At 64.0% G+C, this 22,468-nt stretch carries 18 protein-coding genes; 3 read left to right on the forward strand and 15 right to left on the reverse strand.

The features are described 5' to 3' along the window. Positions 1-222: 222 nt before the first annotated feature. Positions 223-2,193, forward strand: coding sequence for an alkyl/aryl-sulfatase (locus tag J7302_RS02000; RefSeq protein WP_215369596.1), 1,971 nt, complete (start codon positions 223-225; stop codon positions 2,191-2,193). 73 nt (positions 2,194-2,266) lie between these two features. On the opposite strand, the gene J7302_RS02005 is transcribed toward J7302_RS02000, so the two are convergent. From J7302_RS02005 to J7302_RS02020, 4 genes are all read right to left on the reverse strand, one after another. Then, positions 2,267-3,661: a DUF1254 domain-containing protein gene (locus J7302_RS02005; protein WP_215369598.1), complete on the reverse strand. Its 1,395-nt coding sequence runs from the start codon at positions 3,659-3,661 to the stop codon at positions 2,267-2,269. 170 nt (positions 3,662-3,831) lie between these two features. Further along, positions 3,832-4,236: a DUF202 domain-containing protein gene (locus J7302_RS26920; protein WP_215369601.1), complete on the reverse strand. Its 405-nt coding sequence runs from the start codon at positions 4,234-4,236 to the stop codon at positions 3,832-3,834. A gap of 1 nt (position 4,237) precedes the next feature. Beyond that, complete coding sequence (locus J7302_RS02015; protein ID WP_215369604.1) at positions 4,238-4,633, reverse strand: YidH family protein; 396 nt, start codon at positions 4,631-4,633, stop codon at positions 4,238-4,240. 114 nt (positions 4,634-4,747) lie between these two features. Further along, on the reverse strand, positions 4,748-5,047 hold the full coding sequence (locus J7302_RS02020) for a hypothetical protein (protein WP_215369606.1): 300 nt from the start codon (positions 5,045-5,047) through the stop codon (positions 4,748-4,750). A 304-nt stretch (positions 5,048-5,351) separates the two neighbouring features. Here J7302_RS02020 and J7302_RS02025 point away from each other — a divergent pair, with 304 nt between their 5' ends. After that, entirely contained in the window at positions 5,352-6,323 is a 972-nt protein-coding gene (locus J7302_RS02025) for a LysR family transcriptional regulator (RefSeq protein ID WP_215369608.1), read from the forward strand. On the opposite strand, the gene J7302_RS02030 is transcribed toward J7302_RS02025, so the two are convergent. The 6 genes from J7302_RS02030 to J7302_RS02055 form a co-directional block, all read right to left on the reverse strand. Next, positions 6,287-7,543, reverse strand: coding sequence for an MFS transporter (locus tag J7302_RS02030; RefSeq protein WP_215370744.1), 1,257 nt, complete (start codon positions 7,541-7,543; stop codon positions 6,287-6,289). The two genes, J7302_RS02025 and J7302_RS02030, sit on opposite strands and share 37 nt — an antisense overlap. A gap of 114 nt (positions 7,544-7,657) precedes the next feature. Beyond that, the gene (locus J7302_RS02035; RefSeq protein ID WP_215369611.1) at positions 7,658-8,821 is read right to left on the reverse strand and encodes an acyl-CoA dehydrogenase family protein; all 1,164 of its coding nucleotides are present in this window, start codon (positions 8,819-8,821) and stop codon (positions 7,658-7,660) included. A 17-nt stretch (positions 8,822-8,838) separates the two neighbouring features. Beyond that, the gene (locus J7302_RS02040) at positions 8,839-10,386 is read right to left on the reverse strand and encodes an AMP-binding protein (protein WP_215369614.1); all 1,548 of its coding nucleotides are present in this window, start codon (positions 10,384-10,386) and stop codon (positions 8,839-8,841) included. Between the two features lie 217 nt (positions 10,387-10,603). After that, on the reverse strand, positions 10,604-11,950 hold the full coding sequence (locus J7302_RS02045; RefSeq protein WP_215369617.1) for a DUF1329 domain-containing protein: 1,347 nt from the start codon (positions 11,948-11,950) through the stop codon (positions 10,604-10,606). 2 nt (positions 11,951-11,952) lie between these two features. After that, on the reverse strand, positions 11,953-13,833 hold the full coding sequence (locus J7302_RS02050) for a DUF1302 domain-containing protein (RefSeq protein WP_215369620.1): 1,881 nt from the start codon (positions 13,831-13,833) through the stop codon (positions 11,953-11,955). Positions 13,834-13,951: 118 nt separating this feature from the next. Continuing rightward, positions 13,952-15,298, reverse strand: coding sequence for a serine hydrolase domain-containing protein (locus tag J7302_RS02055; RefSeq protein WP_215369623.1), 1,347 nt, complete (start codon positions 15,296-15,298; stop codon positions 13,952-13,954). A gap of 117 nt (positions 15,299-15,415) precedes the next feature. Between J7302_RS02055 and J7302_RS02060 the strand changes: the two genes are divergently transcribed. Beyond that, positions 15,416-16,339, forward strand: coding sequence for a LysR family transcriptional regulator (locus J7302_RS02060; RefSeq protein ID WP_215369626.1), 924 nt, complete (start codon positions 15,416-15,418; stop codon positions 16,337-16,339). 136 nt (positions 16,340-16,475) lie between these two features. Here J7302_RS02060 and J7302_RS02065 read toward each other — a convergent pair whose 3' ends face one another. The 5 genes from J7302_RS02065 to J7302_RS02085 all read right to left on the reverse strand — a co-directional run bounded on the left by J7302_RS02065 (position 16,476) and on the right by J7302_RS02085 (position 22,408). Then, positions 16,476-17,660 (reverse strand): acetyl-CoA C-acyltransferase, encoded by a 1,185-nt coding sequence (locus J7302_RS02065; protein WP_215369628.1) that lies wholly within the window; start codon positions 17,658-17,660, stop codon positions 16,476-16,478. Positions 17,661-17,677: 17 nt separating this feature from the next. Further along, positions 17,678-18,112 (reverse strand): acyl-CoA thioesterase, encoded by a 435-nt coding sequence (locus J7302_RS02070; RefSeq protein WP_215369631.1) that lies wholly within the window; start codon positions 18,110-18,112, stop codon positions 17,678-17,680. A 45-nt stretch (positions 18,113-18,157) separates the two neighbouring features. Beyond that, positions 18,158-19,321, reverse strand: a complete 1,164-nt coding sequence (locus tag J7302_RS02075) for an iron-containing alcohol dehydrogenase (protein ID WP_215369633.1) — start codon at positions 19,319-19,321, stop codon at positions 18,158-18,160. A gap of 61 nt (positions 19,322-19,382) precedes the next feature. Next, positions 19,383-21,173, reverse strand: coding sequence for an acyl-CoA dehydrogenase C-terminal domain-containing protein (locus J7302_RS02080; RefSeq protein WP_215369635.1), 1,791 nt, complete (start codon positions 21,171-21,173; stop codon positions 19,383-19,385). Beyond that, positions 21,170-22,408 (reverse strand): 3-hydroxyacyl-CoA dehydrogenase, encoded by a 1,239-nt coding sequence (locus J7302_RS02085; protein WP_215369638.1) that lies wholly within the window; start codon positions 22,406-22,408, stop codon positions 21,170-21,172. Before J7302_RS02085 ends, J7302_RS02080 begins: the two co-directional genes overlap by 4 nt. Positions 22,409-22,468: the final 60 nt, after the last annotated feature.

Raw genomic sequence — 22,468 nt, forward strand, 5'->3', positions numbered from 1 at the left:
AAGCCAAACACTCATCGTTGATCGGCATTGCAGAAACGGGGGTGACCATAGATTTTCGTACAAAACCTAAGAGCGGAACTTTTGCCCATAGCAGGGCGTTATGCCGGACATGCCTCTCTGATATTGGTCGCATGCGGTTAAGGCCCAATAAAGTGCATCGGTTCACTGGCGCACGTGGTCGGCGGCGCGCCTCGGTCTCCAATAAAAAGAAGGATGTTCCCCATGCTTGTCCGACGCCCTGCCCGGGTCTTGCTGGCGCTCACGTTGCTGGCCCAGTCCATTACCGCTTCCGCTGCACCCTCCGCTAAGGACGCAACCGAAATGACCCGGGCTTCCAACCTGCAATGGTTGCAGCGCTTACCCTTCGCCGATCGAGCTGACTTCGAGGCCGCACAGCGTGGCTTACTGGAGCGCTTCGATGGCATGGTGGACAACGGCAAAGGGCAGGCCGTGTGGGATCGCGGCACCTACGCCTTTCTCGATGGTCGCGAAGCCCCGGCGACGGTGAACCCGAGCCTCTGGCGTATCGCCCAGCTGAATAACATGGCCGGGCTGTTCCAGGTCACCGAGGGTGTCTATCAGGTGCGCGGCCTCGATCTTGCCAACATGACCCTGATCGAGGGCGAGAAGGGGCTGATCGTCATGGACCCGTTGCTCACGGTGGAAACCGCCCGGGCGGGCCTGGAGCTCTATTTCAAACATCGGCCACGTCGGCCCGTGGTGGCGGTGATCTACACCCATTCCCACATCGACCACTTCGGCGGCGTGCGTGGCGTGGTAGACGAGGCGGATGTCAAAGCAGGCAAGGTGCAGGTCATTGCGCCAAGTGGCTTCTTCGAGCATGCGGTCAGCGAGAACGTGCTGGCCGGCCCGGCCATGAAGCGCCGGGCGCAATACATGTATGGCTCGCTGCTGTCCCGAGGCGAACGCGGGCAGGTAGACGCGGGCCTGGGCAAGGGCGTGCCGACTGGTGGTACGGTGAGCTTGATAGCGCCTACCGTGGAGATCGCCCAGCAATTGGAGACACGCACCATCGACGGCGTCGAGATCGAGTTTCAGCTAACCCCGGGCACCGAGGCGCCGGCGGAGATGAACCTCTATTTTCCGCGCTTCAAGACCCTGTGCATGGCGGAGAACGCCACCCATGTGCAGCACAACGTGCTGACCCTGCGCGGCGCCCTGGTGCGTGACCCGAAGATATGGGCGCAGTACCTGGACGAGGCGCTGGTTCGCTATGGCGACAAGGCCGAGGTGCTGTTCGCCCAGCATCATTGGCCCACCTGGGGCCAGCAGGAAATCCGGGAATACCTGGCCGATCAGCGCGACATGTACGCTTTCATCGACAGCCAGACGCTGCGCCTGATCAATCAGGGCCTGACCCCGACCGAAATCGCCCAGCGCCTCGATTCGCTGCCGCCCCGGCTGGCGAGCAAGTGGTATAGCCGCGACTATTACGGCTCCCTGAGTCACAACGTGCGTGCGGTCTACCAGCGCTACATGGGCTTCTACGACGGCAATCCGGCCAACCTGAATCCCTTGCCCCCGGAAGATGCCGGCAAGCGCTACGTCGAAGTGATGGGTGGTGCCGACCAGGTCCTTGCCAACGCGCGGAAGGCGTTCGCCGCGGGCGACTATCGCTGGGTGGCCCAACTCACCAATCACTTGGTCTTCGCCCAGCCTGACAATGCCGAGGCCCGGGACCTTCAGGCCGACGCGCTGGAGCAGCTGGGCTACCAGAGCGAGAACGCGACCTGGCGTAACGCCTATCTGAGTGGCGCCCAGGAACTGCGCCAGGGCGTGGCCCTGGCCAAGGGCGGCAATGGTGCGCCGGACCTGGTCCGGGCGCTGACACCGTCGATGTTCTTTGACTACCTGGCCGTACGCATAGATGCGATGAAGTCGGCCGACGAAGACCTGCGGATAAACTGGCGTTTCACTGACCTCAATGAGGACTACGCGCTGACCCTGCGCAATGGCGTGCTGACACACCGCAATGGCGCCCGGCATGCCGCGCCGGAGATCAGCGTAGCCATGACCAAGGCGCTGCTGGACCGCATCGCCCTCAAGGAAACCGGCTTCCTCAAGGAGTCGACCATTGGTGGCATCACTATCGAGGGTGGGCGTCTGAAGCTGCTCAAACTGCTGGGTGGGCTGGATGAGCCTAACGGGCAGTTCAATCTGGTCACCCCCTGAATCTGGTGGGTGAGGCCCCGAGCGAGACACGTCGCGCGGGACCCCGATTCGGGGCAGGAATCTGCCCCGACGGTCACTGGGTGACCTGGATCACCGGCGGCAACCAACGCTTTTCGAGCACCTCGGGTTTGGGCCAGTAGAGGCGCAGAAACAGGTTGAACTGACCTTCCGGGGCGGGCAGCCAGTTGCTGTGCTGGGCCACTTCGGCTGGTGGTTCGTGTTGAATGAAAAGATCCAGCGAGCCGTCGTCGTTGTAGTGCAGATCATCACGGTCACCCAGTGCGTAACGGTCCAGAGGGTTGGCCGAGAGCAACTGCTGGGCGTTGTACAGGGTCAGCGACCAGAAAGCGCGGGCAGGCGGCAGTTGGTCTCTGCTGAAGTGCAGGACATAGCGCTGGTCGCCGCCCAGTGGCCGGCCCTGTGGATCCTTGTGCAGGTTGGGGTAGAGGGCGTCATCCGGAGTGTTGGCGCCGAAGCCGAGTTTCGCGACCAAGGCGCGTTGCTGGTAGCGAGCGCCATACTCGCCCAGGTCGTAGCCAATGCGCCAACCGTTGTAGGTGTCTCGTTGCTCCAGCAATTGCTGGCTGTCATTCAGCAGCCCGACCACCTTGCGATAGCCGATTCGCGAGCCGAGGCGCTGCAGCGGCGACTGGTTGACATCGCAGTCGTCGTTGATCAGACCGATGGCCTGGATGCGCGCCAGTATGGGCGCGTCTTCCGTGCGTGGAGGGTTGTGGTGCAACAGCTGGCAGAAGGCGGCGAAAAACTGGTCCTGGTTCCAGTTGGCCAGCTGTCGGTCCGGAGCCTGGCTCAGGTCCAGCGGTGGCAGCTCTGCCATATCGGCTGGCGTTGCGGCCACGGGATGGCCTTGCCAGACGCTCAGCGGCATGAGTTGGAAACGCTGCTGCAACTGGTGGATCTCGGCGTAGTCCTCAGGGCCGCTGCTCTTTATTCGGCCGATCATCCAGGCCATCTGGGTGGGTATCCGGATTACGTCCATTCCAGCCGGAGCCGTGCCATTCCAGGTCGGTCCTGCGACGAGGAAGGTCTTGGGCTCGGTGCCAATGGTACGGGTGCCGGGGCTGGTCACCACGTTCGACCAGGCGTCCATGATCGGCATCATGTAGTAGTAGCCGTTGGTGTCGGGGATGCTCATCACCACCGGCTCCTGGCGCAGATCAAAGTGGGTGATGCTGTACAGCGTGTCGACGTTGGGCGACACCACGCTGTTGAAGCTGGCGTCGGGAAAGCGAAGGCTATGGCGAAAGCCGTTGATGGCCGTGGTGCCGAGCAGTTCCTGGTGCTGCTTGGTCAACTCCATGAGTACCAGCGGGTAGCCGAATAGGTAGGCTTGGGCCGTTTCCCGGGCCTGGTTCACCACGCTGAAAGCGGAGGCCGTCAGGCCGGCGGCGACCAGGGTCGTAGCACCGAGGCCCAGCCCCCAGCGCATTTTCCTGCTCAGTGCCATGTGCTGCCCTCCCTTGGCGCCTGGTTGACGGAGCCTGCCACTGCTACCGGGAGCGAGTTGGGCGCTAGCGGGCGCGCGCGGATTGTCCTGCTGGTGGATAGCTGAATCTGTGTTGTCATTGTTGTTTTCTCGGCTATGAGTTCCAGGCTGTTGTGCAGTCCCTGTCTGTTTCAGATCGATCGAATAGTTAGGTCAGGCGTGCTCCAGGGGTGAGAAGGAAATGTCGGACCCTGTGCCGTGCTGAAAGGTGCCGGCATAAGCTTTTCGCCAGCGTCTTCGGTGGTGTCGCGCACGGCGTTGAGCATTGCGAGCAGCGCCATGGTCACCAGCGCCAAGCCGGTGAAGACAACCTTTCCCAGACTCGCCCGGCCGCGCTCGTCGCGCAGCATTGCCAGGCTGCGCTGATAGCGTCGCCCCTGGCGCTCCCCCAGGATGCCGGCCGTACTCAGCGCAATCAGCACAACCCACGGGGCTTGCCCGCGCAGGGCCAGGCAGGCAATCACCAGCAGCGATACCTGTGTCCGGCGCCAGGCCAGTTCGGTGCGTTCGGCCTGCAGGCCGTTGTCGGTCGACACTTCAGCCGCCCCAGCGCGGCCAGAACAGGCCGATCATGATCAGCGCAGCCATGCAGCAGCCGAGCGCCAGCAGCGGCACCAGACCTGGCAGCGGCAATGCATGGCGGTGACGAAGGGCGCGCTCCACCGACAGCCAGCGCAGGCAGGCGCCGACGCTGACCAGGATGCTCAGTGACAGCAGGCTCAAGGTGATGATCAGCCGCAGTAGCGGCTCGAAGGCCTGGCTGGCGAACGTCTCGACGGCGATGCCGCCGCCAAGCAATGCCAACGCGGTTCGGATCCAGGCCAGGAAGGTGCGCTCGTTGGCCAGTGTGAAACGAGGGTCCGGCTCCTCGCCGCCCAATAGCGACAGAGAGAGTGTTTTGCGTGGCAGGTTGCGGTGATCTGGAGTGCTCATGCAAGACTCTGAATGCAAATCTGCCGCCGGCCCGGGAGGGGCCAGCGGCGTGGGGTGGGCTCAGCGCAGGACCTTGCTGCGCAGGGCGCGCGGCAAGTAGTCGGAGGCACTGAATCAGCAATTGAAGTTGAGCGGCTGACGCTGTTCATTTGTGAGGCCTGCGGCGGTGTGACGGCCTGTGTTCAGGTCGTAGGTCGCGTCCATGGCTTCAAAGGCCGCTATAGCGGTGGGTCTGGGCATCAGTTCCGGATCGTGGTCGGTGCCAACAACTCTGGGCCCAGGAAGCAGCGCCACGCTCGGTTGATTTCCGGTTTCTCCGAGCTGGAAGCCCACGGCCGAGGCGGTTCCGACCAGGCAACTCAGGATCAGCAAGAGGAGCGGCTGGCAGAAGCTGCCGCGCAGTATCGAGGTCATCACTCTTGTCCTCTTTATTTTCCTTATTGCAGAGTGAGAAGTTGTATTGGGAGGAAATTAAGTGCCTTTCTTCGGGTAATGATTTTCCCGACGTTTAAGTTTGAATTATCTAATTTAGCGAGTAGACGAAACTTGAAGTTTTAAGAGCCACTTGATTGCGTGGAAGAGTGTTCGGCAATGTCGTCGTGAGGTTATGTTGCTCCCTTCTGACGTGTTTTCAGCGATACTAGGCATCGGCCGGAGACCTCACAAATAGCGTCTTCAGATAGTTGCCATAACGCTTCGGCATAGCCAGAGATACGCCATGACCCTCAAGCAGCTCCGTTATCTGATCGCCATTGCCGAAGCCGGCAGTTTCTCCGCTGCCGCGCGCCGGGCGTATATCGCCCAGCCGGCCCTGAGTCGGCAGATCGGTTTGCTGGAAAGCGAACTGGACATGCAACTGCTGGAGCGCCAGCACGACGGCATCGCCCTGACCGATGCCGGGCGGCGGCTCTACGAGGTGGCCCGCTCCGTGGTGCAGAAGCTGGATTCGGTGAAGGACGAGCTCAAGTCCACCCGCGGCGATCCCCGTGGCCACGTAGCCATTTCGATTCCCGCCACCGCTTCGGCGCTGCTGCTGCCGGCCATCATCTCCAGGGCAGCGGAGAAGTTTCCTGGCATCGCTCTCACGGTGTGCGACGGCCTGACACGCGAGGGCGGGCAGGCGATCGAGCTAGGCAAGGTGGATTTCGGTGTTGTTCCCAATGCCGAGGAACTGGAGAACGTGGCCGCCGAGCCGATCCTGATTGAGGAACTCTACTGGGTAGGGCAACCGGATGCGCCGAGCGATGCCATCACCATCACCCTGGCCGAGGCGGCTGCCACGCGGCTGGTGATGCCGCCGCGCTCGCTGCACTTGCGCCGGCGCATCGAGCAGGCGGCCATGGAGGCCGGCGTCACGCTGAACTCGGTCTATGAGCAGCAGTCCGCCCCTGGCATTGCCAGTCTGGTGCGCAGTGGGTTGGCTACCACCATCAGCAACTGGCCGCCGTTGGAGGAACTGCTGGAGCCAACGGCAGCGCGGCTGATCGTCGAGCCGAAGATCACCCGTACTGTGTCCATCGCCCATTCGGTGCACAAACCGCTGTCATTCGCCGCGTCCTGCATGCGTGACTTGGTGCGTGTGCTGCTGGTAGAGGCGGTTCAGGCTGGCCGCTGGCGCGGCAGCCTGATTGAGCGCAGTTTCGAGCAGACGCCTCAGGCCTGGGAGCACGCCGACAGCGAGGCGCCCTGACGCAGGCGCTCGCGGGAGCGTTCCGGGTTGAGGAGGCGCAGGCCGATCAAGCCCGCCACCACCATTACCGCGCCGCACACCAGGAAGCCTTGGGCGTAGCCGTCAGGATGGTCGGCGCCGGCTCCATGCACCAGCAGGCCCGTGACCACCGGTGCGGACAGTCCGGCCAGAGAGGCGATGGCATTGCCGATGGCGAGGATGCCACCGCGCTGGCCGCTGGGGGTGAATTCCGCGAGCATGGCCGGTCCCACCGAGTACATCACCAGGGCTAGGCCACCGCTCAGGGTCAGGCAGGTGATGCGCGCGACTACCGAGATATCCGACAGGATCAGCGACGCGGAGAGCAGCCCGCCAGCGATCAGGCACAGGGAAACGAATACGCCCCGCGACAACCGCGAAGGAACACCTCGGCTCAGCAGGCGCTGGGACAGCCAGGCCATGAACAGGCTGAGCGGGGTGGTTACCACTACGAACAGCACGAACATTCGACCGGTATTGATCGGGTCGATGCCCAGGCCGGTTTCCAAGTAGCTGGGCACCCAGGTCAGGGTCAGGGCCAGGGACCAGTTGGCGGCGAAGTGGCAGATATAGTTGCCCAGCACACTGCCATCGGTGAGCAGTCGACGGTAGGGCACCCGGTGGGAGTCCAGTTTCACCTGCCCGGCACGCAGGTTATCGAGGGTGCCTTCGCGACCCAGCAGTAGCCAAAGCGCACACCAGACCAGGCCGATGGCGGCAAGCACGGCGAAGTTTGTGCGCCAGCCGTAGTTCAGGCTGATCCACGGGATCATCGCGCCAGCAACCAATAGTCCCATGGCGCTGCCGGAGTGGAGCAGGGCCACTGGCAGGTTGCGGCGGTCGTTGGGAAACCATTTGTACAGCGCATGGGTCGCCACCGGTGAGGCCGGACCCTCGCCGATGCCCAACAGCACCCGGCAGGCAACAATCATCCACAGCGAGCTGACGAACAGCATCGGTAATTGGATCAGTGCCCAGAACAGGCCCATGCCCAGCAGCAGGGTTCGGGTCGGGCGCCGGTTGGCGAGGAAGCCGCCGACCACGGCGGAAATGGAGAACAGCCAGTGCAGGGCGCCGCCGATCAGGCCGAACTCGGTCGGGGTCAGGCCCAGTTCCTGGGTCATGGGAACGGCGACCAGGCCGATGACGACCTTGTCCAGGAAGTTCACCAGCATCATGAAGGCCAGCAGGATGGCGATCATCCAGGCCGTGGCTGGGCGGAAGGCAGCGTCGTCGCGAGTCATGGGGTTCATCTCTGATCTTGTTTTTATCGAAAAAAGCCCGTCCCGCGTGGAAGACGGGCTTGCGCACGCGCCCTAGCTGGGCATCAGCACGCCCTTGGCGATGGTGTTGCGCTGGATCTCGCTGGTACCCGTGAGGATGCGCATCATACGGGTCGCGCGGAAGATCCATTCGACTGGATGTCCCTTTATCAGCCCGGCGCCGCCGTGGATCTGCACCGCCTTGTCGGCAATGCGGAAGGCGGTTTCCGAGGCGAACAGTTTGCACATGGGCGCCTGAACCTTGATGTCACCGCCGGCATCGTTCGACTGCGCCGTGGCGAACATCATGCTGCGTGCGGCGTACAGCTCGGTGGCCATGTCGGCGATCATGTGGTTCACCGCCTGGAACATCGCGATGGGTTGGCCGAACTGCTTGCGGGTGCGGGCGTGGTCGACGGTCAGGTTCAGTGCTAGGCCGGCCATGCCCAGCAGGGTGGGGCAGTGCAGTAGACGATTGAGGGTGATACGGCCCATGGCCAGCTTGAAGCCCGCGCCTTCGTCGCCGATGCGGTTCTCTACCGGCACTCGTACCTCGTCCAGAAGGATGTCGCCGTGGCTGCCGCCCCCGGACATCACCGCGTAGTCGGTCTCCACACGCACGCCAGGGGCCTTGAGGTCGACGAAGAACGCGGAGATGCCCTGGGCACCGCGTCCCGGTCCGGTCACGGCGAGCAGTACCGCGATGTCGGCATAGGGCGCACCGGAAATGTAGCGCTTGCCACCGCTGAGAACGTAGTGATCACCCTCGCGGCGGGCCTGGGTCTGGATGGCCGAGGCGTCCGAGCCTGCTTCTGCTTCAGTGAGGGCGAAGCAGACCGTCTGCTCGGCGCGGCACACCGGCTGCAGGAAGGATTCGATCTGGTAGGCGCTCGCCACCTTGAACAGATGGCCGATGCGTGGCGGGCCGGACAGTTCTCCCAGTACGTGCGGGGCCAGCATCGATCCGGTGAGAACGGTGGCCTCCTTCACTGCGCAGAGGTCGGCGCTGCTCAGTCCGGCGCCGCCCAGGGTTTCGGGCAGCATGATGTTGTAGAAGCCCAGTTCGCAGGAGCGCTTCCAGACTTCCCGCAGCAGCGGCCGGGGATGGGGCTCCCCCCAGGACAGGCCTTCACGGCGTTCAAGGGGCAGGATCTCGTCGCGGATGAAACTGTCGATGGCCTCGATGATCGCCTTGGCCTTGTTGCTTGGTTGGTACATGTTGGACTCTCCCGTGCTCAGATCCGGCGCTCGCTGTTCTGCCAGTACGCCTCGCGGATCAGGCGACGTACTACCTTGCCGTTCGGGTTCTTCGGTAGCTCCTTGACGAAGTCCACCGCGCGCGGCTTCTTGAAGCCGGCCAGGGTACGGCCGCAATGCTCGATGATGGCCTCGGCACTAAGGGTCTCGCCCGGCTTGAGCACCACCACGGCGCGCACCGCTTCGCCCCACTGTTCGTCAGGCACGCCGACAACCGCGGCCTCGAAAACCTGCGGCAGGCTGTAGAGCACCTGCTCCACTTCGGTGGGATAGATGTTGAAGCCGCCAGAAATGATCATTTCCTTCTTGCGGTCGACAATGAACACGTAGCCATGCTCATCCACGATGGCCAAGTCGCCGGTGAGGTAGTAGCCGTCGCGCATCACCTCAGCGGTCAACTCTGGCGCCTGCCAGTAGCCCTGCATGATGTCCGGGCCTTTGACGACGATCTCGCCGATTTCGCCGGGGCGAACGTCCTTGAACACCTCGTTGACCACCCGCAGGTCGGTCTCGAAGTAGCAGCGTCCGCAGGAGGCCAGGCGCCGGTAGTCGCCGTCTTCCACTAGGTGGTCTTGCTCGGTGAGCACGGTGACCAGCGAGCAGGTCTCGCCAGCGCCGTAGCCCTGGGCCAGGATCGGCCCGAATACCCCGATGGCGCGTTTGACCAGGGCCGGTGCCATCGGTGCAGCGCCGTACATAACCAGGCGAAGGCTCGACAGGTCGAAGCGTTCCACCTCCGGGAAGTTCACCAAACGGTTGATCATGGCCGGTACCAGGAACAGGCGGGTGACCCGCTCGCGCTCGATGGTCTCCAGCAGCAGGCGGTCGTCGTAGCGCTCCAGCAGCAGGTTGCAGGCGCCCACCGCCAGCAGCGGCATGATCTGCATGCCGCTGGCATGGGTGATGGGGCCAACGTGGGCCATCACGTCACCAGGCGCGGCGCGGCGGGTCGGGCTGGCGATGCTCTTGCGGATCAACGCCTTGCGGTTGCCAAAGCTGAGCATGGCCGCCTTCAGCACACCGGAGCTGCCGGAGGTGTAGTGCAGCACGGCCAGATCGTCGTCGGCAGGGTCGCAGCACGCGTGGGTCGTGCTGCCCCGCTCGAGCAGGGCGGGATAGGTGATGTCACCGGCCCCGCCGTCGAGAGAGATGATCCAGCGCAGTTGTGGCAGGTCGGCGCGGTGGCTGGCGAGTGCTTCGGCGAAGCGCCCGTCGGTGATGACGGCAACGCTGCGCGAGTCTTCCAATACCTGGATCACCTCATCGACCGAGAGGCGGGCGTTTACCGGCACTTTCACCATGGCGCTCTTGTATAAGGCGATTTCCGCTTCCACAAGTTCCACGCGGTTCATCGCCAGAATGGCGACATGTTCACCACGCGCGATCCCGAGTGCGTTCATGGCAGACGCGAGTTTATTGGTGCGAAGTTCAAGTTCGGCAAATGTCAGACGTGTTCTGGAGTCGATAACAGCTTCTTTATCGGGCCAGTAAAGTGCACTTCTACTGATGATTTTCCCAAGGTTCACGTTGTTTTTCTCATGGGGGGAGACAGGACTTCGATCCTATCCAGAGACCATTGGCCGCAACTAATACAACTGTTCGATGCAGGCCATATCGTTATTAGATGGATGTGTCGGGTAAAGTCTTGTGCTGGCTACAAAGTTCGATATGCGTTTTTTGCGGCAAGCTGAATGGCATTCGCGCAGGCATCCATGGTGGATGGCCTGCGCGAATTGGGAGGCATTACTTGCCGAGGCGTTTGAGCTGCGCCGGAGTGAACTCGGCCTTGGACACCATCTCGCCGAACTGCGCCTTGCTGGTGACTTCGTTGCTCAGGTAGTTCACCGCATAGCGCCCGGAAATCAGGTCATAGGTAGCCTCGGCGACAGTCAGCGGCAACTGGATGTCGTGCAGCATGGCCAGGTGGGATTCGTAGTTGCGCCACAGTTCGCCGCGGTTGTCGTAGATGTCCGCAGCCATGATCTGCCAGGTGTCCTCGTCAATATAGAAGCGGCGCTTGCCATAGACGTGACGGCTACCTGGTTTAAGGGTGGCTTCCACCACCCAGACGCGGTGCTTCTCATAACGGGCGTGTTCGGGGTTTAGGTAGCCGGGCTTGAGCAGGTCGCTGTACTTGGTCTGCTTGCTGGCCATGCGGTAGGCGTTGTACGCGACCAGCATTTCCCGCTTGCCCTGCAGTTTCCAGTCGTAGCGATCGGGCGCGCCGTTATAGCCGTCGACACTGTCCGCCACTACCTGGCCGAAGCTGTAGCGTGCACTGCTGTCATAGGCGACGGTCGGTGCCCGTCGCACACGCCGCTGTCCAGGATTGTACTGCCAGGCCGAACGGGGTCCCGACACTTGGTTGATCGGCTCATGCACCAGGGTCACCTCGCCTGCGTAGCGCGACGGAGCGGTGGTCCTGACCCGGTTGAAGAACAGGACGTTCTCTTCCGTGCCAAGGTCGCTGACTCGCTCGCGGAAGGCCGTCAGGCCATCGGAGTTCACCAGGGTGTAGTCACCTTTTTCCTGCACGGTCGCTGAGGCGAACTGGCGGCGGATCGAGCCGCCACGATAACGGGTGAGGTGATTCCATATCACCTCCAGGGCTTCTGTTGGCTGGGGAAATGGCACCCCGAAGTTGTAGCCGGCCAAGCTATATCCGTTGTCCGTCAAAGTGACCTTGGTCAGGTTGGCCCGGCTTTCGTCCAGGTAGGCCTTTGGCAGGGCGGCGCTGCGATGGCCCGGGTACACGGACATCTGGTACTCGGGGTAGCGGGCAAACATCGCCTGCTGGCCAGGGCTGAGCTGATCCTTGTACTGGGCGAGGTTGGACTTGGTGATCACGTACAGTGGCTTCTCGCTGGCGAATGGGTCGGTGTAGTTGCCGTTGGCGCTGACCGCCGCAGCGCCGGATCGCATGCCACCCTCCCAGCTCGGGATACTGCCATCAGCATTGGCGGCGCGCTCGGCGCCCACCGGGGTGAGCTCGGTATCGAACCGGGAGGGGTCGTTGCTTTTAGCCAGCGTCAGGGAGCAGGCGGTCAGCAGGGTGAGGGCGAGGGGAAGGGTCTTCAGGGCAGAGGTCATGGTCAGAAGCTCGCTTTGAGGGTGACCGAGGCGTAGTCGCGGTCATCGATGAGGGAAAACTCGTTCGAACCGAAGAAACTGTTGTAGGCCAGTTCGAGCGAGTAATCGTTGCGGTAGTCGAAGGTCAGGGCGAGGCCAACGGCCTGCTGGCCTTCCTGGAAGTTAGGGCCGTAGCCCTCGACGTCGTGACGCCAGTTGATGGAGGGGGTCACCACCGTGGCAGGCAGCAGATCCTCGTAGTTCAAGGCCATGCGTAGGCGATAGCCCCAGGAGAATGGAGTCATCACGCCGTGAGTGTTGCAGTGGGTCGCGGCGGCCAGCTCTTCATCGGTCAGGCCAGCGGTGTTCCGCGCTGAAGGCGTCGAGCAGGGTGTGCCATCGGAGGTCGGTGTGCGACCGAAAGCGCCTGCGCGACCGAGGCGTTCATCTTGCGGTTCCAGGCCGCCGATCCAGTTGGCGCCCAGTTCCGCGGCCCATGCCAGGCGCTGGGCACCGAGCACGTTGGACCAGGTGTTGGTGGCGCCGAGGCTGAACTGCCACACCTCCTTGCGGGTGTAGCCATCCACTCGGCTGCCCCGGGCGGCGGCCAGTTCAGCGGGAGTCATTGGCATGATCCAGGTATTGGACTGGCCAGCGAGCAGGTTGATGAGATCCGCCGGGTTGTAGCCCAGCGGCATGTTGGGGCGATAGCTCAGTTCGCCGAAAACGGCGGTACTGCCCGCTACCCCACTGATGCTGGCGCCGTACAGGCGGATGTTCTCGGGGTAGGCGGTCAGGTAATCGCCAGTATTGAGGTTGGCTCCCGGATTGCCGCCGGCGTTAGGTGCCTGACGGGCGATCACGCCGGAAAGAAACGGCGTACGACTGTGATAGTTGAGGTAGTAAAGTCCGAGGTCCGCGTTATTGAGCGATTCGATCAGGTAGTGCGTGGCCAGGCCGTACTGGCCGGTATCGCTGGGCCAGTCGGTGGCCGTGCGTTGGAGATAGCGTTCAGCAGCCGGCCGCAGCGCTGCCGGAACGTCGAGGACGTTTGCGACGCTGGAGGCATCGGTGGTGGAGATGCCGCCGGCGATCAGCTTGTTGAACTTGCAGCCTTCCTGGAGCGAGTCGTTGGTGCTGAAGAACGTGCCGCAACCCTCGAGAACCGAAGGACGGAAGTTGTACTGCCAGAAACCTTCAACGCTGACGGCATCCGTCAGGTCGAAGTTGAAGGAAATCATCTCCACCGGCAGTAGCCCTTCCTTCAGTTCCGTACCGGGGCGGTTGAAGGCGGAGACGTCCAGCGGGTTGATCGCGTTGACACCGTTTTGCAGGAACAGTGCCTCGCCCCAGCTCAGCACATGCTTGCCGAACTTCACGCTGACGGGGCGCTCGGCCAGCTCGAAGTCCTTCCAGACATAGGCGTCCAGGACCTCGAAGCCCTTGAATTTGGCCAGGTCCTGCCAGCCCGAGTCGTCGAACTTTCGGAAGTCGCCGTTGCCTGTCTCCATTGCGTCGTCGTACCAGTACTTGAAGCGGATGAAGGCGCCTTGTGAACCATTGTTCAGATCAAAATCGGTCAGTCCTTTGAACAGGGTCGAGATGGTGTCGCCCCTTTCGAAATTGAGCTTGCCGTCGTCACCGTTGTAGTTGGTGCCGGTACCCACCTTGCCGATGCTGGCGGCGTCCGCCTTGTTCAACAGGTCTTTGTCTGCGTTCTGCAGTGCCCAGCTGGTGCCAAGGGACAGGGTGGTGTTGCTGGTCAGGCTCCAGTCGTCGTTCAGCTGCCAGGTGGCGGCCTGGGACAACGGGCTGGCGGCGCCCAGGGCGACGCCCAGGGCCAGGACCGTTGGGCGGAATCCGCGACGGATGCGGGCGCGGTGGGGCGAGGTCGAGCTGTTCATGAAACCCTCTCGTTGTTGTTGTCGGGTCGGTGGCTGGCCTGGGCGGTTTCGCGGGCAAAGCGCCGCCCGGGCCGCGCAGTCGCCTGCGCAGCCGTTTCCCTGGCTGGGTTGGGTGTCGCTAGTGCGGTAGCTGGACCAGCAGTGCGCTGACCAGGTTGCTGAAGGTGGCCGCCGAATCCATGGCGCGGGTGCCGGCGCGGTCCTCGCCGCCAGCGCTGCTGGCGCGCCGGGCCTCGTCGGGGGTGGACGCCAGCTTGACGATCACCAGCTCGCGTCCGGGGTTGATGTAGATCTTCTGGCCGAAGCGACCGCTGGCCTCGATGGAGTTGTCACCATCGTTCTTCTGGAACCAGTAATTGCGGTAGGCGTAGCCTGGGCGTCCCGGCGCCAGGTTGCCGCGGGCGAAGACCGCCGCGTCGCCGGGCTCGAAGAGGCTGCGTACCGCCTGGTTGAAGCTGTCGTCCGAAGCCTCGCGGGCCAGTTCGCGACGCACCAGCTCAGCGAAGCGCGCGGTGTCCCGCAGGTTGCCGCTCATCCCGCCGCTGGCCATCTCGGCACCGAGCTGGTCCACCTGGACGTAGGCGTCCTCCTCGGCGAAGCGCGACCAGATGCGTTCTTCCACCAGTTCCGCCCAGGTCTTCCCGGAGATGCGTCGCAGGGCCCAGGCCAGGGCTTCGGGTGAGCCGTTCTGGTAGAAGAACGGCGGCTTCTCGGTGCCGTCGCCACCCGGCTGGGCCAGCTTGAGGAAGGTGTAGATGTCCTCCGGCATGCCCGGCTGCCTGGGGATCAGGCCGGTGGCGGCGAAGAGGCCCAGGTCAGGCGGCACCTTCTCCGGGTAGGCCACCGCCACCCGCATGTCGAGGTTGGCGCGCACGCTGCTCTCGCCGAAGGGCGTGCCTTCCAGCTCCGGCACGTAGCTGGCCAGCCGGGCCTCCGGGTCGAGCTTGCCCTCGGCGATGAACTGCGCGGCTAGCAGGCCTGTGACCGACTTGGTCATGGAGGCCCAGATGTGCGGCTGGCGGTCGCCGAAGCCATCCAGGTAACGCTCGTAGACCACCCGCCCGCGGTGCAGGACGATCAGCCCGTCGGTCACGGTTTGCCGCAGGTAGCGGTCGAGGCTGAGAGATTCGTCACCGGCCTTGAAGGTCAGCGCGCCCAACTCCAGCGGCTGGCCGCTGGGCAGGGGCAGCGGGGTCCGAGCCCGGGCCAGGTTGCGGGTGGGCGACACCTCGCGGGCATGGGTCATGGACCAGCGCAGGTACGGCGGCAGGAAGGCGTTGGCTTTGTTCACGCGGAGCTCCGGGGCAGGGGGAAAGCCTTGCATGACGCCGGTGCTGGGCGCGACAGCGGCCGCCTGCGCGGGCAGCAGGGCAGAGGCGAGCAGGAAGGTGGCGCCCAGCAGCAGGCCGGGGGCTTGCCGCCGGCGCAATGGAGCGGCCGGGGCAGGGGAGGTGCATGGGGTCATTGTTGTTATCCCATTGGGCAGGTTCGGGCCGGGGGCCTTTTTTCGGATGCTATGCGGGGCCTGGCATAGATACAATGAACCACTTTGGCAAAAGTCATAACCAGGAGGAATGCCCCCTTGGATACCCGCGATCTCGAATATGTCATCTGCGTCCGCCAAAGCGGCTCCATTGGCAAGGCAGCGGAGATGTTAGGGATATCCCAGCCCGCCCTGACTAAAGCTGTAAGACGAGTTGAAGAGCAATTGGGATTGCAGCTTTTCGAGCGGGTTCCCCAGGGCATGCGGCCAACGCATGCAGGTGAGCTTTTTCTGAAACGTGCGCAGAAACTGCATCGCGACTTTGATGACGCCATGGCGGAAGTACGTTGTCTGCGGACGGGGGAGCAAGGCGTCGTGCGTATAGGCTATTCGCTTACCTTCCCCGATGAGCTGTTGCATGCCGCCTGCAGGCGCCTGATACGCGAGCGCCCGTCGGCCAAGCTCAAGCTCTGCTGCAGGATGGCTCAGGAACTGCTGAGCGCTTTGCGCGCCGGTGAGCTGGACATTGTGTTCGTGCCTATTCGGGCAACCGAACCGGAACTGGACATCCAGCCGCTGTACCGGGACCGGCTGGTCGTCGCAGCTGACGCGGCCCATCCGCTCTGCCAGAGGAAGGGGCTGCATCTGGAGGACCTCAAGGGCGAAGACTGGGCGCTTCCCGCAGGGCATATCACGGTGCGGGTGATGCTCGAGGAGGCGTTCCGCCAGCGAGGGTTGCCAGCGCCATCTGTTCGCGTCGAGGCGGACTTCAGCAGCTCCAACTCTTACCAACTGATCGCTGGCAGTCGGATTCTGACCCTCGCCCGATTTAGCCGTGAGTTTTTGGCAACTGGGCTGGCCGCACTGGACCTGGCTCCCGGCGAGCTTGATTTGAATCGCAACGTGGGAATGGTCACCCGTACCAACGGATTCCTGTCACCTGTGTGTTGCCGGGTAATCGAGCTGTTCAAGGAAGAGATCGCCAAGGGGCACTTTGGGCTGGACGCGACTTCTCGGATGTAACCCGCGTGCCAGCGGAAACTTCCCTGGCAGGATCGGTAATCCGCTCACATAAAGGAGAGGCGGCTCTCTCTGAGCCGCCCTTTCGGGACTTGGTGCTTGCCTGCTCGCCTTGTGCAGAACTTCGGCAAGCGATACGTCAGAGCACTTCGAACAGGCCGGCGGCACCCATGCCGCCGCCCACACACATGGTCACCACCACGTATTTCACGCCGCGACGCTTGCCCTCCAGGAGGGCATGGCCGACCATGCGCGCGCCGCTCATGCCGTAGGGGTGGCCGATGGCGATGGCGCCGCCGTTGACGTTGAGCCGGGCAGGGTCAATGTCGAGCCGCTCGGCGCTGTAGAGCACCTGGCAGGCAAAGGCTTCGTTGAGTTCCCAGAGGCCAATGTCATCCACCCCCAGGCCATGCTGGCGGAGCAGCTTGGGTATGGCGAACACCGGGCCTATGCCCATTTCCTCGGGCGCCAGCCCCGCGACGGCGATGCCGCGATACAGGCCCAGTGGTGTGATGCCGCGAGCGGCGGCCAGGGAGCCGTTCATCAGCACGCAGGCACTCGCGCCATCGGAGAGTTGGCTGGCGTTACCGGCGGTGATGCTGCCGCCCTCGACCACCGGCTTGAGCCGGGTCAGGTCTTCCAGCACCGTCTGCGGCCGGTTGCCCTCGTCGCGGGATAGGGTCACCTCCTCGTAGCTCACCGCGCCGCTGTCCTTGTCGACCAGTTTCTTGCGCGCGCTGACCGGTACGATCTCACCGTCGAACAGGCCCGCGGCCTGGGCTTCGGCGGTACGCTGCTGTGACTGCAGGGCATAGGCGTCCTGCGCTTCGCGGCTGATGCCGTAACGTCGGGCGACTAGCTCGGCGGTCTGCAGCATCGGCATGTAAGCGTGCTCGGCCTGACGCACCACATTGGCGTCGTAGTCGCTGGCTGCCCATTGCACATGGGCATTCTGCACCAGGCTGATCTGCTCTTGGCCGGCGCCGACGGTGACCTGCATGCCGTCGACCATGATCTGTTTGGCGGCGATGGAGATCGCCATCAGGCCGGAGGCGCACTGGCGGTCGATGGTCTGGCCGCTGACCGTCAGCGGCAGGCCGGCGGCCAACAGCGACAGGCGCGCCAGGTTGGTGGAGGCGGTTCCGCCCTGCATGGCGGTGCCCATCACCACGTCGTCGATCTCGCCCGTCTCGATTCCGGCGCGTTGCACGGCGGCGCGGATGGCGATGGCGCCCATCGAGGGTGACTTGAGCTCGTTGAACGCGCCGCGGAAGGCCTTGGCGATTGGCGTGCGTGCGGTGGAAACGATCACGGCATCTTGCATGTCGAACTCCTTGTGGGTCAGTTGTGCAGCAGACGGGCCAGAGCCGCGCGCTGTGCCATTGGAATGGGAATCGGGCGCTGGTCGACCCGGTCGACGAATACGTGGACGAAATGCCCGACGGCGCAGGCGTTGCGCTCACCGGCCTTGAAGATGGCCAGCTCGTAGTGCACCGAGCTGTTGCCGAGCCGGGCCACGCGCAGGCCCACCTCGATGTGCTCGGGGAAGGCGATGGAGTTGAAGTAGTCGCAGGATGAGCTGACGACGAAGGCGATGGTTTCGCCCTCATGGATGTCTAGGCGACCCTGTTCGATCAGGTAGGTATTCACCGCGCTGTCGAAGTAGCTGTAATAGACGACGTTGTTGACGTGGCCGTAGATATCGTTGTCGTGCCAGCGGGTGCCGAGTGTCTGGAACCAGGCGTAATCGGCACGCTGGTGTTGTGCGGGTTGCATGGTGGCTCCTGGCGTCCACCCCTGCTGGGCGGATGGTGTTGGGGTTCAGTAGGCGGCCTGGTAGATGGCGAGGGCGTCGGCCTCGCTCACCTCGCGCGGGTTGTTGACCAGCAGGCGTTGCTGGTGCAGGGCATCGCGCGCCAAGGTCGGCAGTGCCGCTTCCGGGACGCCGGCATCGCGCAGCCGGCTGGGCAGGCCACAACGTGGACCGAGCGCGGCCAGCTCGGCAATGAACTGCTCGCAGAGCGATGCCGCATCGCCGGGCCGCAGGCGTGCCCCGAGCAGTAGGGGGGCCAAATCGGCATACAGTGGCATTGCAAGCGGAGCATTGAAGCGCGCCACCTCGGGCAGTACCAAGGAATTGGACAGCCCATGGGGTATGTGGAAGTGCCCGCCCAGCGGGTAGGCCAGGGCATGCACCGCCGCCACTGGCGCGTTGGCGAAGGCCTGTCCGGCCAGGCAGGCGCCGAGCAGCATGGCCTGGCGGGCCCGCACGTCGCCGCCGTTGTGCACCGCTTCGTCCAGGTTGCCGGCCAGCAGGCGGAGGGCCTCGCGGGCCAGTAGGTCGGACAGCGGGTTTTTCTTCAGGCGGCTGGTGTAGGCCTCGATGGCATGCACCATGGCATCAATGCCGGTTGCAGCGGTGACCGTTGGCGGCAGGCCGAGGATCAGTCCGGCGTCGAGCAGGGCCAGGTCCGGCAGCAGCACGGGCGACACCACACCCAGCTTGGTGGACTCGCCAGTGGAAACAATGGCGATGGGCGTCACCTCCGAGCCTGTGCCGGCGGTGGTCGGCACCTGGATCAGCGGCAGGCGCGGACCGCGGGCTTGGCCGACGCCGTACAGCTCGCCGAGCGATTGGCCGCAGCCTGGATGGGCGAGCAGCGCCACCAGCTTGGCCACATCCAGCGAACTGCCGCCGCCGAAGCCAACGACCAGTTCGGCCTCCAGCTCGCGGGCGCGTTCCACTGCCGCCTGCACGATGATTTCAGGAGGATCGGCGATCACCTGGTCGAATACCTGCACGCTCAGTCCGGCGCTGGCGAAGCCTGGCAGTACATCGTCGAGCAGGCCGAAACGGGCGATGCCGAGGTCGGTGACAATCAGTACCCGGCGAGCGCCGCGCTCGCGGCACAGTTCGGCCAGGCGTGTGCTGGCGCCGGATTCGCAGAGAATCTGCGCAGTCGTGGCGAAACTGAACGGCTGCATGAAGCTTCCTCGTGTTGTTGTGCGCTGGTGAGCGGCCCGGACACGCCGGGCCGGGGGCGGGTCAGAAGGCAAAGTGCTCGGCCCGCAGCGCCATCAGGCAGTCAGCTCCACCAAGCAGCGCCAGGCGGTGACTGCTAGCGCGGGGCAGCAGGCGCTTGACGAAGAAGTCGGCGCTGGCGAGTTTGGCGCGGTAGAAATCGCCCTCGGCGCTGCCTGCATCCAGGGACCGCTGCGCGCAGAGCGCGGCCTGCACCCAGAAGCCAGCGAGCAGCACGTAGGCGCTGTAGTGGAGGAAATCCACCGAGGCTGCGCCGATTTCCTGCGCGTCGTGCTGGCAACGCGCGATGACTTCGGCGGCCAGCCCGTGCCATTCGTCCAGGCGCGCTTGGACAACCCGTGCCAAACCGGAAAGTGCCGGCTGGCCCAAGGCCTCGTTGCACACTGAGCGTAACTCCTCCTGTAGTGCGGCCAATTCGGCGCCGCCATCGGCCAACAGCTTGCGGCGAATCAGGTCAAGCGCCTGGATGCCGTTGGTGCCCTCGTAGAGCTGGGTGATGCGGCTATCGCGCATCAGTTGTTCCATCCCCCATTCGCGGATGTAACCGTGGCCGCCATACACCTGCACGGCGTGGCTGGCGACTTCCTGGCCCAAGTCGGTGAGGAAGGCCTTGACGATAGGGATCAGCAGAGCGGCGCGCTTGCTGGCCGCCTTTCGTGCCTCGGTGCTCTCGGCGCCATGCTCCAGGTCGAGCTGGCGGGCGGTGTAGGCGGCCAGCATGCGGCCGCCCTCGACCAAGGTCTTCTGGATCAGCAACATGCGCCGCACGTCCGGGTGGACGATGATCGGATCGGCGACTTTATCCGTGGCCACCGGGCCAGTCAGACCGCGCGACTGCAGGCGCTCCCTGGCGTAGCGCAGTGCGCCCTGGAAGGCCGCCTCGCCAATGCCGAGTCCCTGCAGGCCGACCTGGAAGCGCGCGTCGTTCATCATGGTGAACATGCAGGCCAGGCCCTGGTTGGCTTCACCGACCAGATAAGCCGTGGCACCGTCGAAGTTCATCACGCAGGTCGAGGCGCCTTTGATGCCCATCTTGTGCTCTATGGCACCGCAGGACAGCGCGTTGCGCCGGCCCGGCGCGCCGTCGGCATCGGTGAGGAACTTCGGCACAAGGAACAGCGAAATGCCCTTCACTCCGACCGGCGCGTCCGGCAGCCGTGCCAGCACCAGGTGAATGATGTTCTCGGAAAAGTCCTGTTCGCCGCCGCTGATGAAGATCTTGCTGCCAGTGATCTGGAAACTGCCGTCCGCCTGGGGCTCGGCGCGGCTGCGCAGCAGGGCCAGGTCAGTGCCGGCCTGTGGCTCGGTCAGGCACATGGTGCCCGTCCATTGCCCGCTGACCATCTTCGCCAGGTAGCCTGCCTTCAGCTCTGCACTTCCGTGTTTGTGCAGCGCCAGCACTGCGCCTTCGGTGAGCCCCGAGTAGACACGGAAGGACAGCGAGGCGCTCATCAGCATTTCGTGGAAGGCGAAAGCCACCAACTGAGGGAAGCCCTGGCCGCCGAACTCCACCGGGCCGGTCATGCTCGCCCAGCCGTTGTCCACGTACTGCCGGTAGGCGGCGCGGAAGCCTCGCGGGGTGCTCACCTGGCCGTTCTCCAGGCGGCAGCCTTCCTCATCGCTGTTGCGGTTGAGCGGGGCAATCTCGTTGGCCGTGAAGGCAGCCGCTTCTTCCAGTACGCCATCAATCAGCTCGCGGTCGAGGCCAGTGCCGAGCTGCGCACAGTGCGCACTAGCGTCGAACAGCTCATGAAGCACGAAGCGCATGTCGCGCAGGGGGGCCTGGTAGCTCATGCCTGGCCCTCCTGTACGGCAGCAAAGCACTGGCCGGCGGCGGCCAGCCGTTCGATTAGCGGTGCCGGTCGCCATCTGGCGCCGTGCCGCGCTTCCAGGGTGCGCAGGCGATCGAGGATTGCCGGCACACCTTCGCTGTCGGCCCAGGCCATCGGACCGGCCTTGTCGGCGGGGAAGCCGTAGCCATTCAGGTACACGAGGTCGATGTCGTGGCTGCTGGCGGCGATATTCCCTTCGAGGATCTTCGCACCTTCGTTGATCAGGGCCAGCAGGCAGCGCGTCTGGATTTCCGCGTTGCTCACCGGTCGTCGAACGAAGCCGAGACGGGTGGACTCCACCTCGACCAGGCGATCGACTTCAGCATCCGACTGCGCCTCGCGGCTGCCCGACGCGTAGCGGTAGTAGCCCATCCCGGACTTCTGGCCGAATCGGCCGAGTTCGCAGAGACGGTTGTCAACCTGCACCGTGGGTTCGTCCTGGCCTTTGCCGGCCAGTCCGCGAGTGCGCCACTCCAGATCGATGCCCACCACGTCGTACATGCGGAACGGTCCCATGGCGAAGCCGAAGGTCTGGAGCGCGCCGTCAACCTGGGCTGGCAGGGCACCTTCGAGCAGCATTAGCCGCGCTTCCTTCACATAGGTGCGCAACATGCGGTTGCCGATGAAGCCTTCGCAGTTGCCGGCGACCACGCAGACCTTGCCGATACGTTCGCCCAGGGCCCGGGCTGCCTGCAGCACGGCGGGTGCGGTATGGGCGCCGCGCACGATCTCCAGCAGCTTCATGATGTGTGCTGGGCTGAAGAAGTGCAGGCCCAGCACTTGCTCGGGCCGCGCGGTGACGGCTGCGATGGCGTCGATGTCCAGTGCCGAGGTGTTGCTGGCGAGGATCGCCGAGGGTTTCAGAGTGGCATCCAGGGTTCGGAAGATCTGCTGCTTGAGCTCGAGGTTTTCGTACACCGCCTCGATCACAAGATCCGCCGCGGCCAGCGCCGCATAGTCGCTGACCGGTTTCACATAGGCCCTGCGCCGGTTGACCTCGTCCGCTCCGATGCGGCCCTTGGTTATGTCATGCGCCCAGGTGTCCTCGATCATGCGCAGGCCTTGTTCGAGCATCTGCGGGTTGTTGTCTAGCCACAGCACGGGAATCCCGGCGTTAGCCAAGCTGATGACGATGCCCCGGCCCATGGTGCCGGCGCCGATGACGGCGGCCTGCTGCAGGTTGAACGCATTGCTCATGCCAGCTCTCCTGAAATCGGTGATGAAGGGTCGCCAACACCCTAAAGATCTAAGTACTAT

The sequence above is a fragment of the Metapseudomonas boanensis genome (assembly GCF_018704125.1).
Classification (GTDB): domain Bacteria; phylum Pseudomonadota; class Gammaproteobacteria; order Pseudomonadales; family Pseudomonadaceae; genus Metapseudomonas; species Metapseudomonas boanensis.

Coding starts and splice junctions, on each gene's coding strand:
- J7302_RS02000 (WP_215369596.1), top strand. CDS start 223: ATGCTTGTCCGACGCCCTGCCCGGGTCTTGCTGGCGCTCACGTTGCTG.
- J7302_RS02015 (WP_215369604.1), bottom strand. CDS start 4,633: ATGAGCACTCCAGATCACCGCAACCTGCCACGCAAAACACTCTCTCTG.
- J7302_RS02035 (WP_215369611.1), bottom strand. CDS start 8,821: ATGTACCAACCAAGCAACAAGGCCAAGGCGATCATCGAGGCCATCGAC.
- J7302_RS02080 (WP_215369635.1), bottom strand. CDS start 21,173: ATGAGCTACCAGGCCCCCCTGCGCGACATGCGCTTCGTGCTTCATGAG.
- J7302_RS02005 (WP_215369598.1), bottom strand. CDS start 3,661: ATGGCACTGAGCAGGAAAATGCGCTGGGGGCTGGGCCTCGGTGCTACG.
- J7302_RS02065 (WP_215369628.1), bottom strand. CDS start 17,660: ATGCAAGATGCCGTGATCGTTTCCACCGCACGCACGCCAATCGCCAAG.
- J7302_RS02025 (WP_215369608.1), top strand. CDS start 5,352: ATGACCCTCAAGCAGCTCCGTTATCTGATCGCCATTGCCGAAGCCGGC.
- J7302_RS02070 (WP_215369631.1), bottom strand. CDS start 18,112: ATGCAACCCGCACAACACCAGCGTGCCGATTACGCCTGGTTCCAGACA.
- J7302_RS02030 (WP_215370744.1), bottom strand. CDS start 7,543: ATGATCGCCATCCTGCTGGCCTTCATGATGCTGGTGAACTTCCTGGAC.
- J7302_RS02045 (WP_215369617.1), bottom strand. CDS start 11,950: ATGACCTCTGCCCTGAAGACCCTTCCCCTCGCCCTCACCCTGCTGACC.
- J7302_RS02050 (WP_215369620.1), bottom strand. CDS start 13,833: ATGAACAGCTCGACCTCGCCCCACCGCGCCCGCATCCGTCGCGGATTC.
- J7302_RS02075 (WP_215369633.1), bottom strand. CDS start 19,321: ATGCAGCCGTTCAGTTTCGCCACGACTGCGCAGATTCTCTGCGAATCC.
- J7302_RS02055 (WP_215369623.1), bottom strand. CDS start 15,298: ATGACCCCATGCACCTCCCCTGCCCCGGCCGCTCCATTGCGCCGGCGG.
- J7302_RS02020 (WP_215369606.1), bottom strand. CDS start 5,047: ATGACCTCGATACTGCGCGGCAGCTTCTGCCAGCCGCTCCTCTTGCTG.
- J7302_RS02085 (WP_215369638.1), bottom strand. CDS start 22,408: ATGAGCAATGCGTTCAACCTGCAGCAGGCCGCCGTCATCGGCGCCGGC.